At 25.6% G+C, this 18,854-nt stretch carries 14 protein-coding genes; all 14 read right to left on the reverse strand.

Features of this window, described 5'->3' with window-relative positions; translation table 4 throughout:
• Positions 1-71 precede the first annotated feature (71 nt).
• Positions 72-1,205 (reverse strand): SGNH/GDSL hydrolase family protein, encoded by a 1,134-nt coding sequence (locus AAHM99_RS00005; protein ID WP_342274763.1) that lies wholly within the window; start codon positions 1,203-1,205, stop codon positions 72-74.
• A 2-nt stretch (positions 1,206-1,207) separates the two neighbouring features.
• Complete coding sequence (locus tag AAHM99_RS00010) at positions 1,208-2,137, reverse strand: hypothetical protein (protein ID WP_342274764.1); 930 nt, start codon at positions 2,135-2,137, stop codon at positions 1,208-1,210.
• Positions 2,138-2,682: 545 nt separating this feature from the next.
• On the reverse strand, positions 2,683-5,568 hold the full coding sequence (locus AAHM99_RS00015; RefSeq protein WP_342274765.1) for a cation-translocating P-type ATPase: 2,886 nt from the start codon (positions 5,566-5,568) through the stop codon (positions 2,683-2,685).
• A 461-nt stretch (positions 5,569-6,029) separates the two neighbouring features.
• A complete protein-coding gene (locus AAHM99_RS00020) occupies positions 6,030-7,259 on the reverse strand; it encodes a serine hydroxymethyltransferase (RefSeq protein WP_342274766.1) in 1,230 nt (409 codons plus the stop codon).
• A gap of 109 nt (positions 7,260-7,368) precedes the next feature.
• Entirely contained in the window at positions 7,369-9,996 is a 2,628-nt protein-coding gene (locus AAHM99_RS00025) for a glucose PTS transporter subunit IIA (protein WP_342274767.1), read from the reverse strand.
• 134 nt (positions 9,997-10,130) lie between these two features.
• Entirely contained in the window at positions 10,131-10,769 is a 639-nt protein-coding gene (locus tag AAHM99_RS00030; RefSeq protein ID WP_342274768.1) for a hypothetical protein, read from the reverse strand.
• 151 nt (positions 10,770-10,920) lie between these two features.
• Positions 10,921-11,874 (reverse strand): PTS sugar transporter subunit IIC, encoded by a 954-nt coding sequence (locus AAHM99_RS00035; RefSeq protein WP_342274769.1) that lies wholly within the window; start codon positions 11,872-11,874, stop codon positions 10,921-10,923.
• Positions 11,822-12,268, reverse strand: a complete 447-nt coding sequence (locus AAHM99_RS00040) for a PTS sugar transporter subunit IIB (protein ID WP_342274770.1) — start codon at positions 12,266-12,268, stop codon at positions 11,822-11,824. Before AAHM99_RS00040 ends, AAHM99_RS00035 begins: the two co-directional genes overlap by 53 nt.
• The gene (locus AAHM99_RS00045; protein WP_342274771.1) at positions 12,253-12,753 is read right to left on the reverse strand and encodes a PTS sugar transporter subunit IIA; all 501 of its coding nucleotides are present in this window, start codon (positions 12,751-12,753) and stop codon (positions 12,253-12,255) included. Before AAHM99_RS00045 ends, AAHM99_RS00040 begins: the two co-directional genes overlap by 16 nt.
• Positions 12,754-12,930: 177 nt before the next feature.
• Positions 12,931-14,385 carry a glycoside hydrolase family 1 protein gene (locus AAHM99_RS00050; RefSeq protein ID WP_342274772.1) on the reverse strand — a complete coding sequence of 485 codons (1,455 nt, stop codon included), beginning with the start codon at positions 14,383-14,385 and terminating at the stop codon, positions 12,931-12,933.
• Complete coding sequence (locus tag AAHM99_RS00055; RefSeq protein ID WP_342274773.1) at positions 14,385-15,788, reverse strand: glycoside hydrolase family 1 protein; 1,404 nt, start codon at positions 15,786-15,788, stop codon at positions 14,385-14,387. The genes AAHM99_RS00050 and AAHM99_RS00055 overlap by 1 nt, the downstream gene beginning before the upstream one ends.
• Positions 15,789-15,989: 201 nt before the next feature.
• Entirely contained in the window at positions 15,990-16,139 is a 150-nt protein-coding gene (locus tag AAHM99_RS00060; RefSeq protein ID WP_342274774.1) for a hypothetical protein, read from the reverse strand.
• A gap of 150 nt (positions 16,140-16,289) precedes the next feature.
• On the reverse strand, positions 16,290-17,330 hold the full coding sequence (locus tag AAHM99_RS00065; protein WP_342274775.1) for a hypothetical protein: 1,041 nt from the start codon (positions 17,328-17,330) through the stop codon (positions 16,290-16,292).
• A 69-nt stretch (positions 17,331-17,399) separates the two neighbouring features.
• A complete protein-coding gene (locus AAHM99_RS00070) occupies positions 17,400-18,722 on the reverse strand; it encodes a PTS sugar transporter subunit IIABC (protein WP_342274776.1) in 1,323 nt (440 codons plus the stop codon).
• Positions 18,723-18,854: the final 132 nt, after the last annotated feature.

Raw genomic sequence — 18,854 nt, forward strand, 5'->3', positions numbered from 1 at the left:
GAAGCCATTAATGTCATGGCTCCTATTAAACTTAATAATTTTTTCATTTTAAAATTCATCTCTTTTCTAATTTATTCTTCATTTCATTTTGATTCAATTTCTTTAAAAATAATTTTTTTAGCAAATTTATGTCCATTTTTTGTTGGATGAACATAATCTAAGAAGAAAAAGTCTTCTTCTTTTCCTACATTTTCTGGTTTTACAGTTGCTTTTAATTCAAAATTAGTTAAATCAATTCCACTTAAATCTGGTGAAGTTGCATCGCTTAACTCTTCTGTAATATTTTTATTAGGTCCTGAGTTTTGAAATTCTTGTGTAATTTCACCAAATCTTGTATAAAGGTCAAAAAACAAAATTGAATCATTAAACATTTTATTAGCCTTTTTAATAATTTTTGAAATTTCATAATTAAAATCATCACCAATTATTTTAATAATTTCTTTATTAGTTTGATTGGCCTTATAGTATCTTGGAATTAATGTCATATCTGGAGGAGATAAAAAAACTATTTTTTTAGCTCCATTATTTAGTAGAGTATAAAGTGCATTTTTAATATTTAATAATGCACTTTGCATAATTTCTTCTCGTTTATTTGAGTTGTTTAGATTATCCAATATTGCAAACATATCATTTCCACCTATTTCTACTAAAAATAAGTCATCCTCGTGAATTTTTTGTTGCTCTACAAGAGTTTGTGCTTGCTTATAAATTCCTGTATTTCCCAATAATAAAGCTGTTGCTCCTGATGAATCATATGCTGTTGCTCCACCAACAGAATAATTTTTTCCTCATACTTTTTCTCCATTTAAATCAATATCAGGTTTATGAATTAAATTTGAAGATTTAAATTCTTCTTTTGAAAAGTCTAGTTCTTCATTTATCAGAGCAGCTGTTGTCAATCCATTACTAAATCCACCAACATATTCTCCTGACATTTTAATTTCAATATTAAACTGATCTTTTCCAATAGTTTGTAAACCACCTTGATCACTCAATGAATCGCCTAGTGTAAAAAAGTTTGAAAAACCTTTATGGTTAGATTTATCGTCGCTTGTATCTTTTGCAAATCTAGTATCAAATTGAGTTCCAATATTTTTATCGAAATCAAAATTAATTTCAGTTGCTGTTGGTATACATGATACTACTGCTGAGGTAGAAACTGTAAGTAAACTAACTGACGAAAGAATTGCTAATAGTTTTTTCATACTTATTTATTTCCTTTCTTTAAATTGATTATTCAGATAGTTAAAAATGTTGTAAAAATTGGTAAAACAATTCCTAAAAAAATAAAAAATATAATAATTCCAGCTCTTAGAACTTTTAAAGTCTCTGTAAAAAATGGATAAGATAATTCATCAAAAGTAACTTTTGTCTTTGACATATTATTTTCGTTTAACTCTTTATTTTTAAAAATACTATGCCCTAAAATATTTAAACCAAATTTTATATTTTCAATTTGCCTATTTAAAAATCAAACTTTATTATTCACTATCATTGTTCCTAAACTTTTTTCTACTTTAATTCCATTTAATCCAGGACCCTCATATTTCATTCAAGAATCATAAGTCTCTTGATTAATAATTGTTTGATCTCTTTTTGCTTGTTCATAAAATTGAGAAGAAAAAATTTCCTTTAATCCTCCATTTTTAAACATTCACTGAATTCCTGCATGAACATAACCATAACTTAAAAACTTTGTAGCAACTGCTTGATCAAATTTAATTAAGTCCATCCCTAATTCGTATAAATCAACATCTCTTTGATTTCTAATATCATCACCTCATCTTTTTTCAAATCATTCATTTGAAAAATTAATGTAGTCTTCTTTTTTAACTGCATAATTACTATCTTCATAGGAATTGATAGTTGAAAGTGCATCACTTGTGTATGCACTTTTAATAGCTGTATTCATTACTTGTTCATAAACTACATCTTGTCCATCAATTACATACATACCTTTAGGCATTATGATTTTTATTTGCTTTTCAATGCTATTAATAAACTTTTTTGATTCAATTCCTAATCCTGGAACCACCATCAAAAAACTAAATAGAAATAAAAAGCCAACTATCGATGATGAAATTATTATTTTCAATTTTAATTTTTCATTAAGAAAATTTTTGAATTTCTGTTTCATTTTGATAAACCCTTCTCTAAATTTCTTATCCCCTTATAACTTAAAAAATAAAATAACTCATAAAGTAAAGTCAATTATTTTTCCACCTAATTTTAATAAAAAAAATATCTATTTAAAAATAGGCTTACAAAAAATATACTCCTTTAAAAAAGTTATAACAATTTATTGGTCAGTTGAATTTGACTTGACTTTTTTGAATTTTATATATTTAAAAAAATAGCAAAAAAAATAACACTTATAAAAGTCCCATTTTAAAGGGTTATATAAGTGTTAAAAATTAGCATAAAATTTAAATTCTAATTGCATAAAAATACTTTACTAAAACTAAAATATTTTTATGAAATTTAATCATTTTTTACCTTTTTAGCTCATTTTTCTTGGTTTTTGAACTTAAATTGAGAAAACTTAAAAACTTTTTTAAAAATTAAAAAGTGTTAAATATTGCTTAATAGAGCACTTTTTTCTCTAAGTTATTTAATTGTACAATTAAATAAAAAAAACTCATTTAAAATAAATGAGTTTAGGAATTTTTAATAATTTTAGTATTAATTTGCTTTTTTCTTACTTCTTCTCTTTTGTTTTTCTTTTTGAATATCAATTTCTACCAATTCTTGAGCTAAAATTCTATTTCTTCTTCAAGGATCTGGTCTATAATGATAAATTACAAATGTTATTCCATCTAACAATAACATAAACAATACTGGAATAAGTGATATTGCAAGTGCTCCTAAAATTAGGTATCAATTGCTACTATTGTAACTACTAATTGATGCAAGATTTAATATTTTCTCATTAAATCCAGGAATCATAATTACAGCTAAGTTAACTAATACAGCTGACATACTTGCAATTCATAAAGGTTTATTAACTATTAAATTTACTTTTTTATCAGATTTTCAATTTGATAATTTTATAAAGTTTGCATAGAAACATGGAGCACAAGTTATTGTTACAAACATTGCAGTTCTTCCAAAATTTCCAATTTTAATTTTTTGTTCAACACTAAAATCATTACTTCTTAAAGCCTGATGTCAACTTAGGTTGTAATTATCACCTAAAATTTCTTTTAAATAATCATCTGTTACAAACATCATTCCAAAATAGTATGCTCCAATTGAAGCAATTGTTGTAAATAAGATTATTTTAAATAAGGTATAACCTAAACCTTTAAATAATGAATTCTTACCTTTAACTGGCTTTATTTTCATTAAAGTTGGGTCATTTGAACCCATACCCATTGATAAAGCAATAATTGATTCAACAATTAAATTCATTCATAAGATATTTGTAGCTTCTAATGGAGAAACTGTATTAATTACTGAAAGAATAAATATTGCTAAAACATTAGCTAAATTAACTCCAATAACAAAAGCAATTGCTCTTTTAATTTTTTGATAAACGTTTCTACCTTCATTAACACCTTTAATTATTGTTTCAAAGTTATCATCAGTTAAAATAATATCACTTGCTTGTTTAGCAACATCAGTTCCAGTAATTCCCATAGCAACACCAATATCAGCTTTGCTTAAACTTGGTGCATCGTTAACCCCATCACCTGTCATTGAAACAATATTACCCTTTTGTTTTAAAGCATCAACAATTCTTACTTTATGTTCAGGATTTACTCTAGCAAATACTTTTATTTGTTCAATTACTCTTAATAATTGTTTGTCATCTAATTGATTTAAAGTATTACTACTCATAACTTCATATTCTGAATGAGCTAAATCTAAATCTCTTGCAATAGCAAGAGCAGTGACAGCATGATCACCTGTTATCATTACAACTTCAATTCCAGCCTCATGAGCTAATCTAACTGCATTAACTGCAGTTTCTCTAACAGGGTCAATCATTCCAACAGCACCTAAAAATACTAAATCTTGTTCTAAGTTATTTTTATCTTTTAATTTATCATAGTTTAAATGATATGCAAATGCTAAAACTCTTAAAGCATCTTTTGAAAGTTCTGTTGCTGCTTCCAATAACATTTTTTTATCTTCTTCTGTAATATTTCTTAAGACATTATCCACCATTATTTTGGTACATCTTTGCAATAATTGATCAATTGCACCTTTTGTAAATGTTGTATTTACTTTATTAATTTTATTAACAGTAGTCATCATTTTTCTTTCACTGTCAAAAGGCATTTCATCAATTCTTTGTCAAACATCACGTGAATCTTGTTCATCATATCCTATTGTTTCAGCAAAATCGACAAGTGCTAACTCTGTTGGATCACCAATTCTTTCATTACCTTCTGTAACTGAATCATTACATAAAACTAATGCTTTTAAAAAGAGATCCATATGTTTATCATTTTTCTCTTTAGCATATTCCTTTGAAGCAATAACTTTATTATCCATAATCATCTTTTTAACTGTCATTTTATTTTGAGTTAAAGTCCCTGTTTTATCGGTACAAATAAAATTAACATTACCTAAGGTTTCAACTGCCTGGAGTTTCTTAATAATAACATTTTGCTTAACCATTTTTTTAGTACTAATACTTAAAGTTATTGAAACAACTGCAGCTAAACATTCTGGAATAACTCCAATTGCTAATGTAATTGCTACCATTAAGTAATTTGCTCATGCTTTTTGATCACCACTGAAAAATAATGTTGTAAAAATTAGAATCGCTAAAATAAAACTTAAACCACTTATTCAATAAGTAAAAGAATTTAATTTTTTTTCTAAAGGTGTAGATTCCTCTTCATTTTCATTAATTGATTTAGCAATTTTTCCAATTTCAGTTTCAACTCCAGTTTTAATAACTAATCCAATAGCTCTTCCTGATGTTGTAAAAGTTGACATAAATGCTATATTTTTCATATCAGCTAAAATTGTTGTTGATTCTTTTAAAGCTAAATGTGTCTTTTGAACAGGTACTGACTCACCTGTCAAAATTGATTCATCTATTGATAAGTCACTTGCTTCAATAATTCTTAACTCTGCTGGCACATATTTACCAGCTTCTAAAACAACAATATCACCTGGTACTAATTCTGATGCATCAATTTCTTGTTGCATATCATTTCTAATAACAACCGTTTTTGGTTTAGAAAGTGATTTCAAAGCATCCATTGACTTTCGTGCTTTAATTGTTTGTACCGTTTCTAAAATAGCATCAATTAAAACAATTGAAAAAATAACAATTGCATCAATAAATTCAGATGCTTCAATGTGACCCTTATTAGATATTATTGGTGCAATAATTGAAATAACTGCAGCTCCCATTAATACTAATAAAATTGGTTCTACTAGAGTTTTTAAAAATATTAAATATCAAGGTGTAATTTTACCTTTTGGAAGTTCATTTTTCCCAAACTTTTGTTGTTTTTCTAAAACTTCTTCAGTAGTTAAACCTTTTTTGATATTTGTTTCTAATTTTTTTTCAAGTTCTTTATCAGAACTTAAGAGATTTTCATCCATATTTGTTTCCACTTCTTTTTTATATTTATATATAAAATTATAACAAAAATATAAAAAAATTTTATCAAATATAATATTTGATAAAATTATTTCTCATTTTTAAATATTAATCTTCAATTTGTATCATTACTATATTTTTTTATCTTTACAAAAAAAATAATAAAAAATAATAAAAATTTTCAGTTTGGCTATATTTATATGCTGTATATTTCTCTTTGTTTTAATAAAAAATCCTTCTAAAGAACTAATTATTTTGACTTTAATATTAAAAATTTATTTAGTATTTCTATAACATGATTATCTAGCATTAATAAAACACAATTAAATTTTTTAAGTTTTATATAATGTGATATTGAGAAAAGACTAGTTTTTAGTCTATCAATAACCTTTTCATTTCTTTCTTTCCTTTTTAATAAATTTGTTGCTTTTTTAGCAATGTTTTAAGTAAAAAGAAATTAATATTATAAATTTTCATATATTGGAAATTTATCACATAAATCTTTAACTTGTTTACTTAACTCTTTTAAATTTTCTTCACTATGGTCTTTTAAAATACTTGCAATAATATTGCCAACTTGTTCAAATTCTGCTTCTTTAAAACCCCTTGTAGTCATTGCTGGAGTTCCTAATCTTATTCCAGAAGTATGCACTGGTTTTTCTTGATCAAATGGAATCATATTTTTATTTGAAACTATACCAATTGCTTCTAAAATACTTTCAGCTTCTTTTCCAGTGATTCCAATTGAGTCTTTAACTTCCACAATTATTGTATGATTTTCTGTCCCATTAGCTACTAATCTTAGACCATTTTTACTTAAAGTTTTTGCTAATTTTTTTGCATTAATTACAACTTGATTTGCATATTCTTTAAATTCTTGACTATCAGCTTCAAATAAAGCTTGGGTTTTACCTGCTATTTGATTTTCTAAAGGTCCTCCTTGAACTCCAGGAAAAACTGTTGAATCAAGTTTCTTTGCAAATTTAGCCTTACAAAGAATTAATCCCCCTCTAGCTCCTCTTAAAGTTTTGTGAGTTGTTGTTGTTACAACATCTGCATATTCACAAGGATTTGGATGAACCCCACCTGCTACAAGTCCTGCAATGTGGGCCATATCAACCATAAAATAAGCTCCAACACTATCTGCAATTTCTTTAAATTTCTTAAAATCAATAATTTTTGTATAACTACTTGCTCCCGCAAGAATTAATTTTGGTTTATGTTTTTTTGCTAAATCACTAATTTCTTTAAAATCAATTTCCTCTGTTTTCTTATTAACTTTATAAAAAACAAAGTTATATAATTGTCCAGAAAAGTTTATAGGATAACCATGTGTTAAATGACCACCAGCATCTAAACTCATTGAAAGTACAGTATCGCCAGGTTTTATCAAAGTTCTATAAGCTGCTTCATTGGCTTGACTTCCAGAATGTGGTTGAATATTTGCATGATCAGCTTTAAAAATTTTTTTTGCTAATTCTATTCCATAAGATTCTATTTCATCAATATAGCGGCACCCACCATAATATCTTTTACCAGGATAACCCTCAGCATATTTATTTGTTAAAACAGAACCATTTAATTTTAAAATTGCTTCTGAAACATAGTTTTCTGATGCAATTAATTCAATATGATTTTGTTGACGCTTTAATTCATTTTTTAATGATTCTTCAATTATTGGACTCATTTTCATAGTTATTCTCCTTAAACTTTTATATATAAAAATAATACTAGATTTATTGTTTTTAATGTTTATTATTTTAAAGAAAAATAACTTTATATAATAATTTTCATTTTAATAATTATAGATTACTTTTTAATAATTTTTTTTCTGCTATTTTCTCATTAATTATCGCATTTAAATTAATATCTGGTAGTTTATTATCTAATAAACCATAGTGAATTTGGACACTATTTATATTATTAAAAATAATTGCTTTAATATCTTTTTCTATTGCTTTGTTAATAAATTTAGAGTTTGAAATATTTTTATTAATGTCTTTATTAATTTTTTCAATAGTTTGATTTAATTTTTCAAAATTAATAAGTTTATATTGATTTTCAATTGCCATCTTTAATAAATTAATTTTATCAAGATTATCTATCTCATTATATTTTCTTATATAAAATTGCGCCTTTTCATATTTTTTATTAGCAACTAATTTTTTTCCTTTGTTAATTATTTTATCTTTTTTTATCTCTTCACTTGAAATTAAGGAATTTAGTTTTTCTTTTAATTTTAGTCATTTTTGAATATTTTTTTCTACAGATTTTATTAAATTTAAAGTTTCTTTATCCAAAAGATTTAAATTTTCTTTCAGCTCTGTTTTCATTTTTTCAAGATCATTTTTATTTAAATTTAATTCTAATAATGATATGGTAGTTATTTTTCTAAAAGTTTTAGCTAATAAAGTTTTTTCGGTTTCTCTTTCTTTATAAGATAACATACTGAAAAGTATGGCAAGAGAAATCGACATTGCACATGCCACTAGATAAATTAAACCATTTGATATTGGTGAAAGTTTTCCCTCACCATTATATATAGGGTCAGAGAAGAAACCAATAGCTGAAAAAACTCCTAAACCACTTTGTGATCTTTGTGTTACACCCATAATATTTGCAAAGGCTCCTGCAATAAAAGCTGCACATACCCCTGAAATTAATGGTCTTTTTTTAGGTAAATTAATTCCATATAGAATTGGCTCTGTAATACCAAGACATCCCGCTGGAAGCATTCCAATTGCCTCTTTTTTTAGTTTTGCATTTTGAGTAATTAAGATAACTCCAATTAGTGCACCAACTTGTGCTCAAATTGATATTGATGGCCCTATTCCATATATACTTTGACCCCCATTTGAAATATGCTCTAACATTGAGATCATTCCCAACATAATATGTAAACCAAAAATAACAGTTATTTGTCACATAGCTGTAAATATACCAACTCCAATACCAATTGGTATTTGGCCTAAGTAAAATGTTAATGCACCAAATAATGTTTCAAAGAAATTTCAGGCTATTCCATAACCAAAAAATGATAATGGACAAACTACAAGAATAACAATAAATGGTCTAAACATTAATTCTAAAGCTACTGGAATCACTCTTTTTAATCAAGTATCTAATTTTTTTGCTGTATATATGGCACCAACAATTACAAATATTTTTGTATTCATTGTATTAATCCTTATTTTTGTTATTTCGTCTAGCATAGGATTTCCAGTGTCAATGGTTCCAAAATCAAAGATTAAAAAATCATTTCCCATTCCTAAACGACCTCCATCACCAAAAAGTAATGGTGAACAGAGAATAACACCAAGAGCAACCCCCATAAGTCCCTCTAATTTAAAATAATTAGCTGCAGAAACTGCAATAATTATTCCCATAAAATAAGTAGTTGACCTACCAACAATGAAAAGAATTATTCACCCAATTCCTGCTTCTGTTATTAGAACATCATTAGGACCTGGACTTTTAAAGACAATATTTGGCATTAAACCTGTTTGAATTAAAATTGCTATAATTGCTTGAACTAAACCAGCTCCAACCATTATAGGAATTATTTTCGTCATAATACCTGAAAACATTGCTAACATTTTTCTAAAGAAAGTTTCTTTTTCACTATTAAGACCCATTGAAGCCTTTAAAGTGTGTTCTTCAGTATTTAATTTTACTATTTCATCTTTTAGTTTATAAACATCTTGACCAATTACAACTTGTAACTCTGGTCCATTCCAAACCACTCCTTTAACAAGTGGAGCTTTTTTGATTGCTTCAATATCAACTTTTTCTTTATTTTTAATATTAAATCTCAATCGTGTCATACAATTATATACTTCATTATAATTTCTCTTAGTTCCAACAAATTGATTAATTAATTTTGCACCTTTTTCATATTTATTTGAAGCATTAAAAAATTCAACTGGATCTGTTATAGTTTTTAAATCTTGTTGTTCCTCTTTTTCCTTTAATGTATAAGATATTTTACAAAGTAAATCTCCTTGTTTTACCTTACCTACTTTTAATTCTTTAATTGTATAATCAATTAAAGAATTAATTTCGAACACAATTGGTGTTTCTTTTAAAATATTTTTCTCTTTTAATAAATTTAAGTCTACATTAAAAATATCATCATTCTTTATAACTTTATCTCCAACTTTTAATTTTGTAGAAAAACCTTTACCATTAAGTGATACTGTATCCATTCCACAATGAATTAAAAATTGCAAACCTTCAACATCAAAACCATATGCATGATACGTATCAAATATCATAGTAACTCTTGCTTTATCAAAAAAAGCTTTGAATTTATTTGATTCTGGAATAACAACTATTCCATCACCTAACATGCGATCAGCAAACATTGAATCATTACATTCTTGAATATTTTTTACTTCACCATCAACTGGTGAATATAAACTTATTTCCATTTACTTTTCCTCCTAATAGTAATATTTCCATAAAATAATATAAAATGTAATATTTTTTCCAAAAATGAAAATACTTTCAATATATGAAAGTATTTTCAAGATAAATGTAAATTTTCTATTTTTAAAAAATAACTCTATATTTGATGTTTTAACTCCCTATTTTTTTGATTTATTATAAATAAATCTAAATTGATTTTTTGTTCCTTACTTTTTAATAAATCATAGTGAATTTGAAGACTATTTAAATTATTAAAAATAATTGCATTCAGTTCATCATGAATATTCTTATTAAGAGAAGCTGCTTTTAAGATTTCCTCTACAACTTTTTTTTCAATTTTTGAAATTCGAGAGTTTAATTTATCAAAATCTATTTTCTTAAATAAGTCTTTACTTTCTTGATCTAAAATATTTATTTTTTGAAAATTATCAATATTATTATATTTTTTTATATAGTTTTTTGCTAAATCAAATTTTGATTTACTTATTAAATTCTTACCTTTCAATATTATTTTTTCTTTCTTTAACTCGCTTTTTTCAATTAGACTATTTGCTTTTTCTTTTATTTTTAATCATGTTTGAATGTTTTTCTCACTAGTTTTTATTAATTTTAAAGTTTCTTTATCTAAATTTGTTGAGACTTTAGTTAACTTTTCTTTTAAAGAAATAACATCTTGTTTATTTAACCCCAATTCCAATTTAGTTGAAATAATCAGATTGCTAATTGTCTTATTTAACAATGATTTTTCGCTTTTTCTTTCTTTATAAGATATCATACTAAAAGCAATAGCCAATGAAATTGATATTATGCACGCTAATAAGTAAAATGAACCATTTTCAATTGGACTAATTGTTCCTTTTCCACCTAATTGAGGTTCTGCAAAAAAACCAATTAACTCAAATACTCCAATTCCTGTATTTGCTCTTTTAGTTACATTTAAAAGACTTGCAAAAGCTCCTGCTACAAATGAAGCAGCTACTCCTGGAAATTAATGGTCTTTTTTTAGGTAAATTAATTCCATATAGAATTGGTTCTGTAATACCAAGAAATCCAGCAGGAAGCATTCCAATTGCCTCTTTTTTTAATTTTGCATTTTGAGTAATCAAGATAACTCCAATTAAAGCACCAACTTGAGATCATACTGAAATTGAACCAGCAATACCATAAACACTCTGTCCTCCATTTGCTAAATGATCAATCATAGATATGATTCCAAGCACCATATGTAATCCAAATATTACAGCTACTTGTCACATAGCAACAAATATACCAACTCCAACTCCTAAAGGGATTTTTCCCATATAAAATATTAATGAACCAAATAATGTTTCAAAAAAGTTTCAAATAATTCCATAACCAAAAAATGATAATGGAACAACCAAAATAATGATAATAAACGGTCTAAACATTAATTCCAATGCAACTGGAATTACTCTTTTTAATCAAGTATCCAATTTTTTTGCTGTATATATGGCAGCTATAATAACAAATATTTTAGTATTCATGGTATTAACTCTTATTTTTGTTATTTCATCTAGGATAGGATTTCCAGTATTAATGTTTCCAAAATCAAAGATTAAAAAATCATTTCCCATTCCTAAACGACATCCATCACCAAAAAGTAATGGTGAACAGAGAATAACACCAAGAGCTACTCCTATAAGTCCTTCTAATTTAAAGTAATCAGCTGCAGAAACTGCAATCATTATTCCCATAAAATAGTTACTAGATACACCTATAATGAATAAAATAACTCAACCAATATTTGCCTTTGTTATTAGTACTCCCTCTTGTTTTATTTCATTAAAAATAATATTGGGCATGACATTAGTTTGAATTAAAATAGCAATAATTGCTTGAATTAAACCTGTCCCTACCATTACTGGAATTATTTTTAACCATAATTCCAGATAGCATTGCTAAAAATTTTCTTATAAAAGATACATTTTCATTCTTATGAACTAATTTATTTTTAATTTCTATTGAATAATCGTTTAATCTTATTACTTCATCTTTTACTTTATAGACATCTTGCCCAATTACAATTTGTAATTCAGAGCCATTTCATACAGTTCCCTTAACAAGATTAACTTGCTTGAGTTTTTCAATATTAACTAAGTTTTTATTCTTTATTCTAAATCTTAATCTTGTCATACAATTATATATTTCTTCATAATTAGAATTACCACCTACTAATTGATTAATCAGTTTTGCAGTATTTTCATATTTATTAGAAAAATTAAAAAACTTTTTCGGATCTATTGAGGATTCCAAATTTTTTTTTGATTTCTAGGAAAAAAATTATATGTTATTGTACAAACTAAATCTCCTTGTTTAACATTACCAATTTTTAAATTATTTATTTTATAATCACTTAAATCATTAATATCAAAAACAATAGCTGTTTCTTTTGATAAATTATTTTTTTCTAAATAATTTAAATCTACTTTAAAAAGACTATCATTTTTATCAACTATATCACCGATTTTTAATTTTGTAGAAAATGCAATTCCCTTTAAGGCAATAGTATCCATTCCAACATTAACCAAAAAATCTAGGTCTTCAATATCAAAACCATAGGCATGATATGCTTTAAAAACCATAGTCACTGTTGCTTTATCACTAAAACCACTAAAATTATCTGCTGCTGGAATTATAATAAAGCCATCACCTAGCATTTTTTTAGCAAACATTTCATCGCTGCATTCTTTTAATTCCTTAATCTCGCCATCAACTGGTGAATATAAATTAATTTCCATTCTTTTCCTCCTCATTGTAATATTTTCATAATTTGATATAAAAGTTAATGACTTTTTGCTAAGAGGAAAATACTTTTAAATCTGGAAAGTTTAAAAAAAATTGAAACAAAAATAAAAAATGTTTCAAAAAAAAAAAAAAAAAGAATGTTATTCTTTAAATTAAAATCGCATTCTTTTTTAAATTTCACTTGTATTCATAAATTTTTTAAATCAGTTAAAAGATTTTTTCTTAAATCGATTACCTGTACCTTTATGGTAATCATCATAGTCAACATATATTAAACCATAACGTTTAGACATTTCATTTGAACCAGCACTAACAACATCTATTGGAGTTCACATTGTATAACCAAATAAATTTACTCCATCTTTAATTGCTAAACTCATTTGTTCAAAGTGTCTTGCTAAATAATCAATTCGATAATCATCTTCAACAGTATTTTTATTATTTAATTTTTCTAACATTCCAATTCCATTTTCTGAAATAAATAATGGTACATGATATCTGTCTCATAGCTGATTTAAAGTATATCTTAAACCAATAGGATCAATTTGTCATCCTCATTCTGTTGCTTCTAAGAATGGATTTTTTCCAAGTTTCATTAAATTACCCTCAGTTAATTCACCTTCCTCTTTTGCAATAGTACTTGACATATAATAACTAAATGTAATAAATTCAACTGGATTATTTTTTAATAATTGATCATCTCCAGGTTCTTTTAAAATTTTGATATTGTTATCTTCAAAATATTTTATTGAATATCAAGGATATTCACCTTTAATCATTACATCATAATAAAATAATTTTTTCATTAATTCTTTTTGTTGATTTTCAAATACATTAACTGGATTACAATCCAAAGCATAGGTTGTTGAGTTAGCAACCATACATCCCACTTGAATGTTTTTAAATTTTTTAGCATACTCAACTACTTTTGTTTGAGCAATAAATTGATGGTGTAAATCTTGATATGATTCATTAATTTTTTCAAATGTTGTTTTATTTCCACTTTTATCTTCTACAAAAAAAGCTGAAATTAAAACTGCTAAATTTATTTCATTAAAAGGTAATCAATATTTAACATATTCATTGAATTCATCAATAAGAACTTTTGCATACTTAAAATACATATCAATTACTTTTCTATTTTTTCACCCTCCATAATTTTGCATTATTGGAAATGGTGTATCAAAGTGATTTATTGTAACCATCACTTCTAATCCTTGAGCTTTACATTCCTTAAATACATTTCTATAAAACTCTAATCCTTTTTGATTTTGCTCTTTCTCATCACCATTTGGAAATATTCTTCCTCAAGCAACTGACATTCTAAAAATTTTTAATCCTGCTTCTTTAAATAAAGCAATATCTTCTTTATATCTATGATAAAAATCTATACCATATCTTTTTGGATAATGTAATCCTTTTTTATTTTCAATTGAATCTAGTAAATCTTGTTTAGTTAATTTTCTTGTTGCTGATAAATCTTTTCTATCTTTTAATTCCATAAAAGGAATCATTTCAAGAATAGATAATGATTTTCCATCAACATCATATGCTCCTTCTATTTGCGAAGCTGCAGTAGCTCCGCCCCAAAGAAAGTTTTTTGGGAACTCTAATTTTTTTGCCATTATATATTTTCTCCATTTTTCTCTATTAAGTTTTTATATCAAAAGAAGCTATCTTTTCTAATTCTTCTCATATCTTTTTCATCAAATTCATCTCTATTAACGTAAACAAAACCATAACGCTTTGAAATTCCTTCATGAGTTGAAACTAAATCAATTGCACTTCAAGGCATATAACCTATCATTTCTACTCCATCTGCAATAGCTTCGCTCATTGCTTTAATATGTTTTTGATAATATTCAATTCGATAGTCATCATGAATTTTTTCATCATCAGTTAACACATCTCTAGCACCAATTCCATTTTCTGTTATCATAATTGGTAATTGATATCTGTCATAAACTTCTCTTAAAGTATTTCTAAAACCAATAGAGTCAATTTCTCAACCAAATTGTGTAGCTTCTAAATTTTTATTTTTTACAGTTTTACCTATCCCAGGAATTACAAAACCAGATTGTTGGTCACCAAGGTTATCTAAAGAATTTTTACTATCTTTACTACTTGCATATTCAACAGTCATTGTTGAATAATAATTAAAAGCAATAAAGTCTGGTTTAGAGTTTTTTAAAATTTCTTTTTCTTCATCTGTAATAATTATTTCTTCATTTATTAATTTTAAGAAATTTTTAAATCAAGTTCCATATTCTCCTCGACAAACAATATCCAAAAATATTCAATTTCTCATTTGATCAAAATTTAGTTTGGCCAAATGATCTTGAGGTTTATTTGAGTTTGCATAAACAGAAGATATGTTTGGCGCTGGTCCAATTTTTGCATGAGGTAACATTTTTTTACATAATCTAATCGCTTTAGCTTGAGCAACATTTAAATTATGCATGATTTGTCATTTTGTACTTTTAGACTTTTCTGAAATAACTCCAATTACTTGACCAACAAAAGCAAACATATTTAATTCATTAATTGTTAATCAATACTTAACTTTTGATCCATAATTTTCAAAAAGTACTTTTGAATATAATTCAAATATATTTGAAAATTCACTACTATCTAATCCACCTATTTCTTCAATGAAAGATGGTGTATCAAAATGAAATATAGTAACAATTGGTTCAATATTATGTTTTATAAGTTCATCAATTAAATCACTATAAAATTTAATACCCTCAGGATTTATATCTCCTTTAATATTTTTAATTATTCTAGGCCAAGAGATAGAAAATCTATAAGATTTAAATCCCATTTCTGCCATTAAAGCAACATCTTCTTTTCAATGATTATAATGATCTGAAGCAACTTTAAATCCTGTAATTCCTTTTGGATAACTTTTTCTTTCGTCAAACTTATCCATTATTGATGGCACTTTTCCTCCTTCATTTATAGCTCCCTCAAATTGATAGGCACTACTTGAAGCTCCTCATAAAAAATTTTTAGGAAATTTTTTCATTTTATTTTTCCCCCTTGTTTAATAAATGTAATCCACCATAGCAAGCCGCTTGGTTTTTAAAATATTTAACTAAGTCAATATCAACATTTTTTATTGCAGACTGTGTTAATACTTTTTTATTTTTAGAATCAATAATTCCTGATAATACAATAGATAAATTAAATTCTTTTGTTTCTCTATTTAAGACTTCTGATATCTGAACTAATAATTTATAAATGGTGTTTGAAAATCTTCTAAGTTATTATTTTCTGAGTTTTTATACACGAAAGAAAGGTTTTTTAATAAAATATTATTTTTAAAAATAATATACTTTGTTGATGTTCCACCAATATCAAAACAATAATTAAACATTTAGATTCACTTTCTCCTTATTTAGAGAGTTATTATTTTTTATATAATTAATTTTTTCATTTAAATTAATGTTTGGGATTTTATTTTCTAATAAACCATAATAAATTTGAACACTATTTAAATTATTAAATATTATTGGTTCTAATTCATTTATTTTTTTTTTTTTTTTATAAAATTTGATTTTTCTAATTTTTCTATAATTAATTTTTCTAATTTTAAAATATTTTCATTTAATTTTTCTAACTCAATTTCTTTATATTGATTATCAATTTTTATTTTTAATAAATTTATTTTCTCAGAATTATCAATTGAGTTATATTTCTGCATATAAGTATTTGCTAAATCAAATTTCTCTTTACTAATTAAACTCTTACCTTTAATTATTATTTTTTCTTTTTCAATTTCTTCTTTTTCAATTATAGTACTCAATTTTATTTTATATCTTAATCAAGTTTGAATATTTTTTTCAATAGTTTTAATAAAATTAATAGTTTCTTTATCTAAAAGATTATAAACTTCATCTAATTCTTTTTTTAATTTTGTTGTGTCTTCTTTATTTAAATTTAATTCTAATATTGTTAATAACTTTAATTTACTAATTGTTTTATTTAATAAGGTTTTTTCTGTTTCTCTTTCTTTATAAGAGAACATACTGAAAAGTATTGCACTTGATACTGCTAATAAACTAGCTAATAAATAAAATGAACCATTAATAGCAGGATTAAGTTTTCCAGTGCCTCCATAAATTGGATCTGAGAAGAAACCAATTGCTTCAAATACTCCAATTCCACTTTGTGCTCTTTGTGTAACTCCAATAATATTTGCAAAGGCTCCTGCAATAAAAGCTGCACATACCCCTGAAATTAATGGTCTTTTTTTAGGTAAATTAATTCCATAAAGAATTGGTTCTGTAATACCAAGTAATCCAGCTGGAAGCATACCCATTCCTTGTTTTTTTAATTTTGCATTTTGAGTAATTAATATTACTCCAATCAATGCTCCAACTTGAGATCATACTGAAATTGAACCAGCAATACCATATACTGTTTGACCACCTGTTGCTGAAGACAAACGGTCAAGAAAGGAAATTAATCCCAACATTAAATGTAAACCAAAAATAACTGCTACTTGCCACATTGATACAAATATACCAACTCCAATTCCTAAAGGAATTTTTCCGACATAGAACATTAATGCTCCAAATAAAGTTTCAATAAAGTTTCAAGCAATTCCATAACCAAAAAATGATAACGGAACAACCTAAATAATGATAATAAACGGTCTAAACATTAATTCCAAGGCAACTGGAATTACTTTTTTTAATCATGTATCTAATTTTTTAGCTGTATATATTGCCCCTACAATAACAAAGACTTTTGTACTCATGGCATTAATCTTTATTTTAGTTATTTGATCTAACATAGGATTTCCAGTATCAATATTTCCTAAATCTAGTAAAAGAAAATCATTTCCTATCCCAAGACTTCCACCATCTCCAAACATTAAAGGACAGCAAAGAATAAGTCCAATCGCTATACCCATTAAACTATCTAATTTAAAATAATTAGCTGCAGAAACTGCAACCATTATTCCCATAAAATAAGTCGTTGTTTTTGCCATTGCAAATAAGACTATCCACCCTATACCAGCATCTTTAAATAAAACATCATTTATTCCTGGATTGTCACTTAATTTAAAGACAATATTGGGCATTATTCCTGCTTGCATTAAAATAGCCATAACAGCTTGAATTAAACCAACACCAACCATTACAGGAATTATTTTGACCATAATTCCTGAAAACATTAATAAAAACCTTCTTCCTAAAGAAACTTTTGAACTATTAAGTCCTATTGAAGCTTTTATTGCCAAGGATTGATTATTAAGTTTTATAACCTCTTCTTTTAATTTATAAACATCTTGACCAATAACAATTTGTAACTCATTACCATTTCAAACAGTACCTTTAACAAGTTCTAATCTCTTTATTTCATCAATATTTACTTGTTCTTTATTTTTAATGCTAAACCTAAGTCTTGTCATACAATTGTATACTTCATTATAATTTGATTGATTACCTATAAACTTATTAATTAACTTAGCATTTTTTTCATACTTGTTTGATACACTAAAGAATTCAACAGCATCTGTTTTACTTTTTACATTTGTTTCTTTATTTTCTGATTTAAACTCATAATTAATTGTACAAATTAATTCACCTTGTTTTACCTTTCCTAGTTTTAAATTATTTATTTGATAATCAGCTAAATCACTCATTTCAAATACTATTGGGGTTTCACTTAATAATTTCTTTTTTTTCAATAAATCTAAGTCGACACTAAAAATATCACTTTTTCTAGATACTTTATCTCCAACTTTTAAATTAGTAGTGAAACCCTCTCCATTTAATGCCACTGTATCCATTCCACAATGAATTAAAAACTTTAATCCATCAACATCAAAACCGTATGCATGATATGTGTCAAATATCATCGTGACTGTTGCTTTATCAAAAAAAGCTTTAAAGTCATTTGATTTTGGAATAATAACAAATCCATCACCTAACATACGATCTGCAAACATTGAATCTGAACAATCTTAGATGCTCTTTATTTCACAATCAACTGGTGCATATAAATTTAAATTCATATATTTCCCCCTTACAGTAATATTTTCCACTAAAATAATTTAAAAAAAATATTTTCTCCATAAAAA

This window comes from Spiroplasma endosymbiont of Cantharis lateralis (genome assembly GCF_964030855.1).
GTDB lineage: Bacteria > Bacillota_I > Bacilli_A > Mycoplasmatales > Mycoplasmataceae > Spiroplasma_A.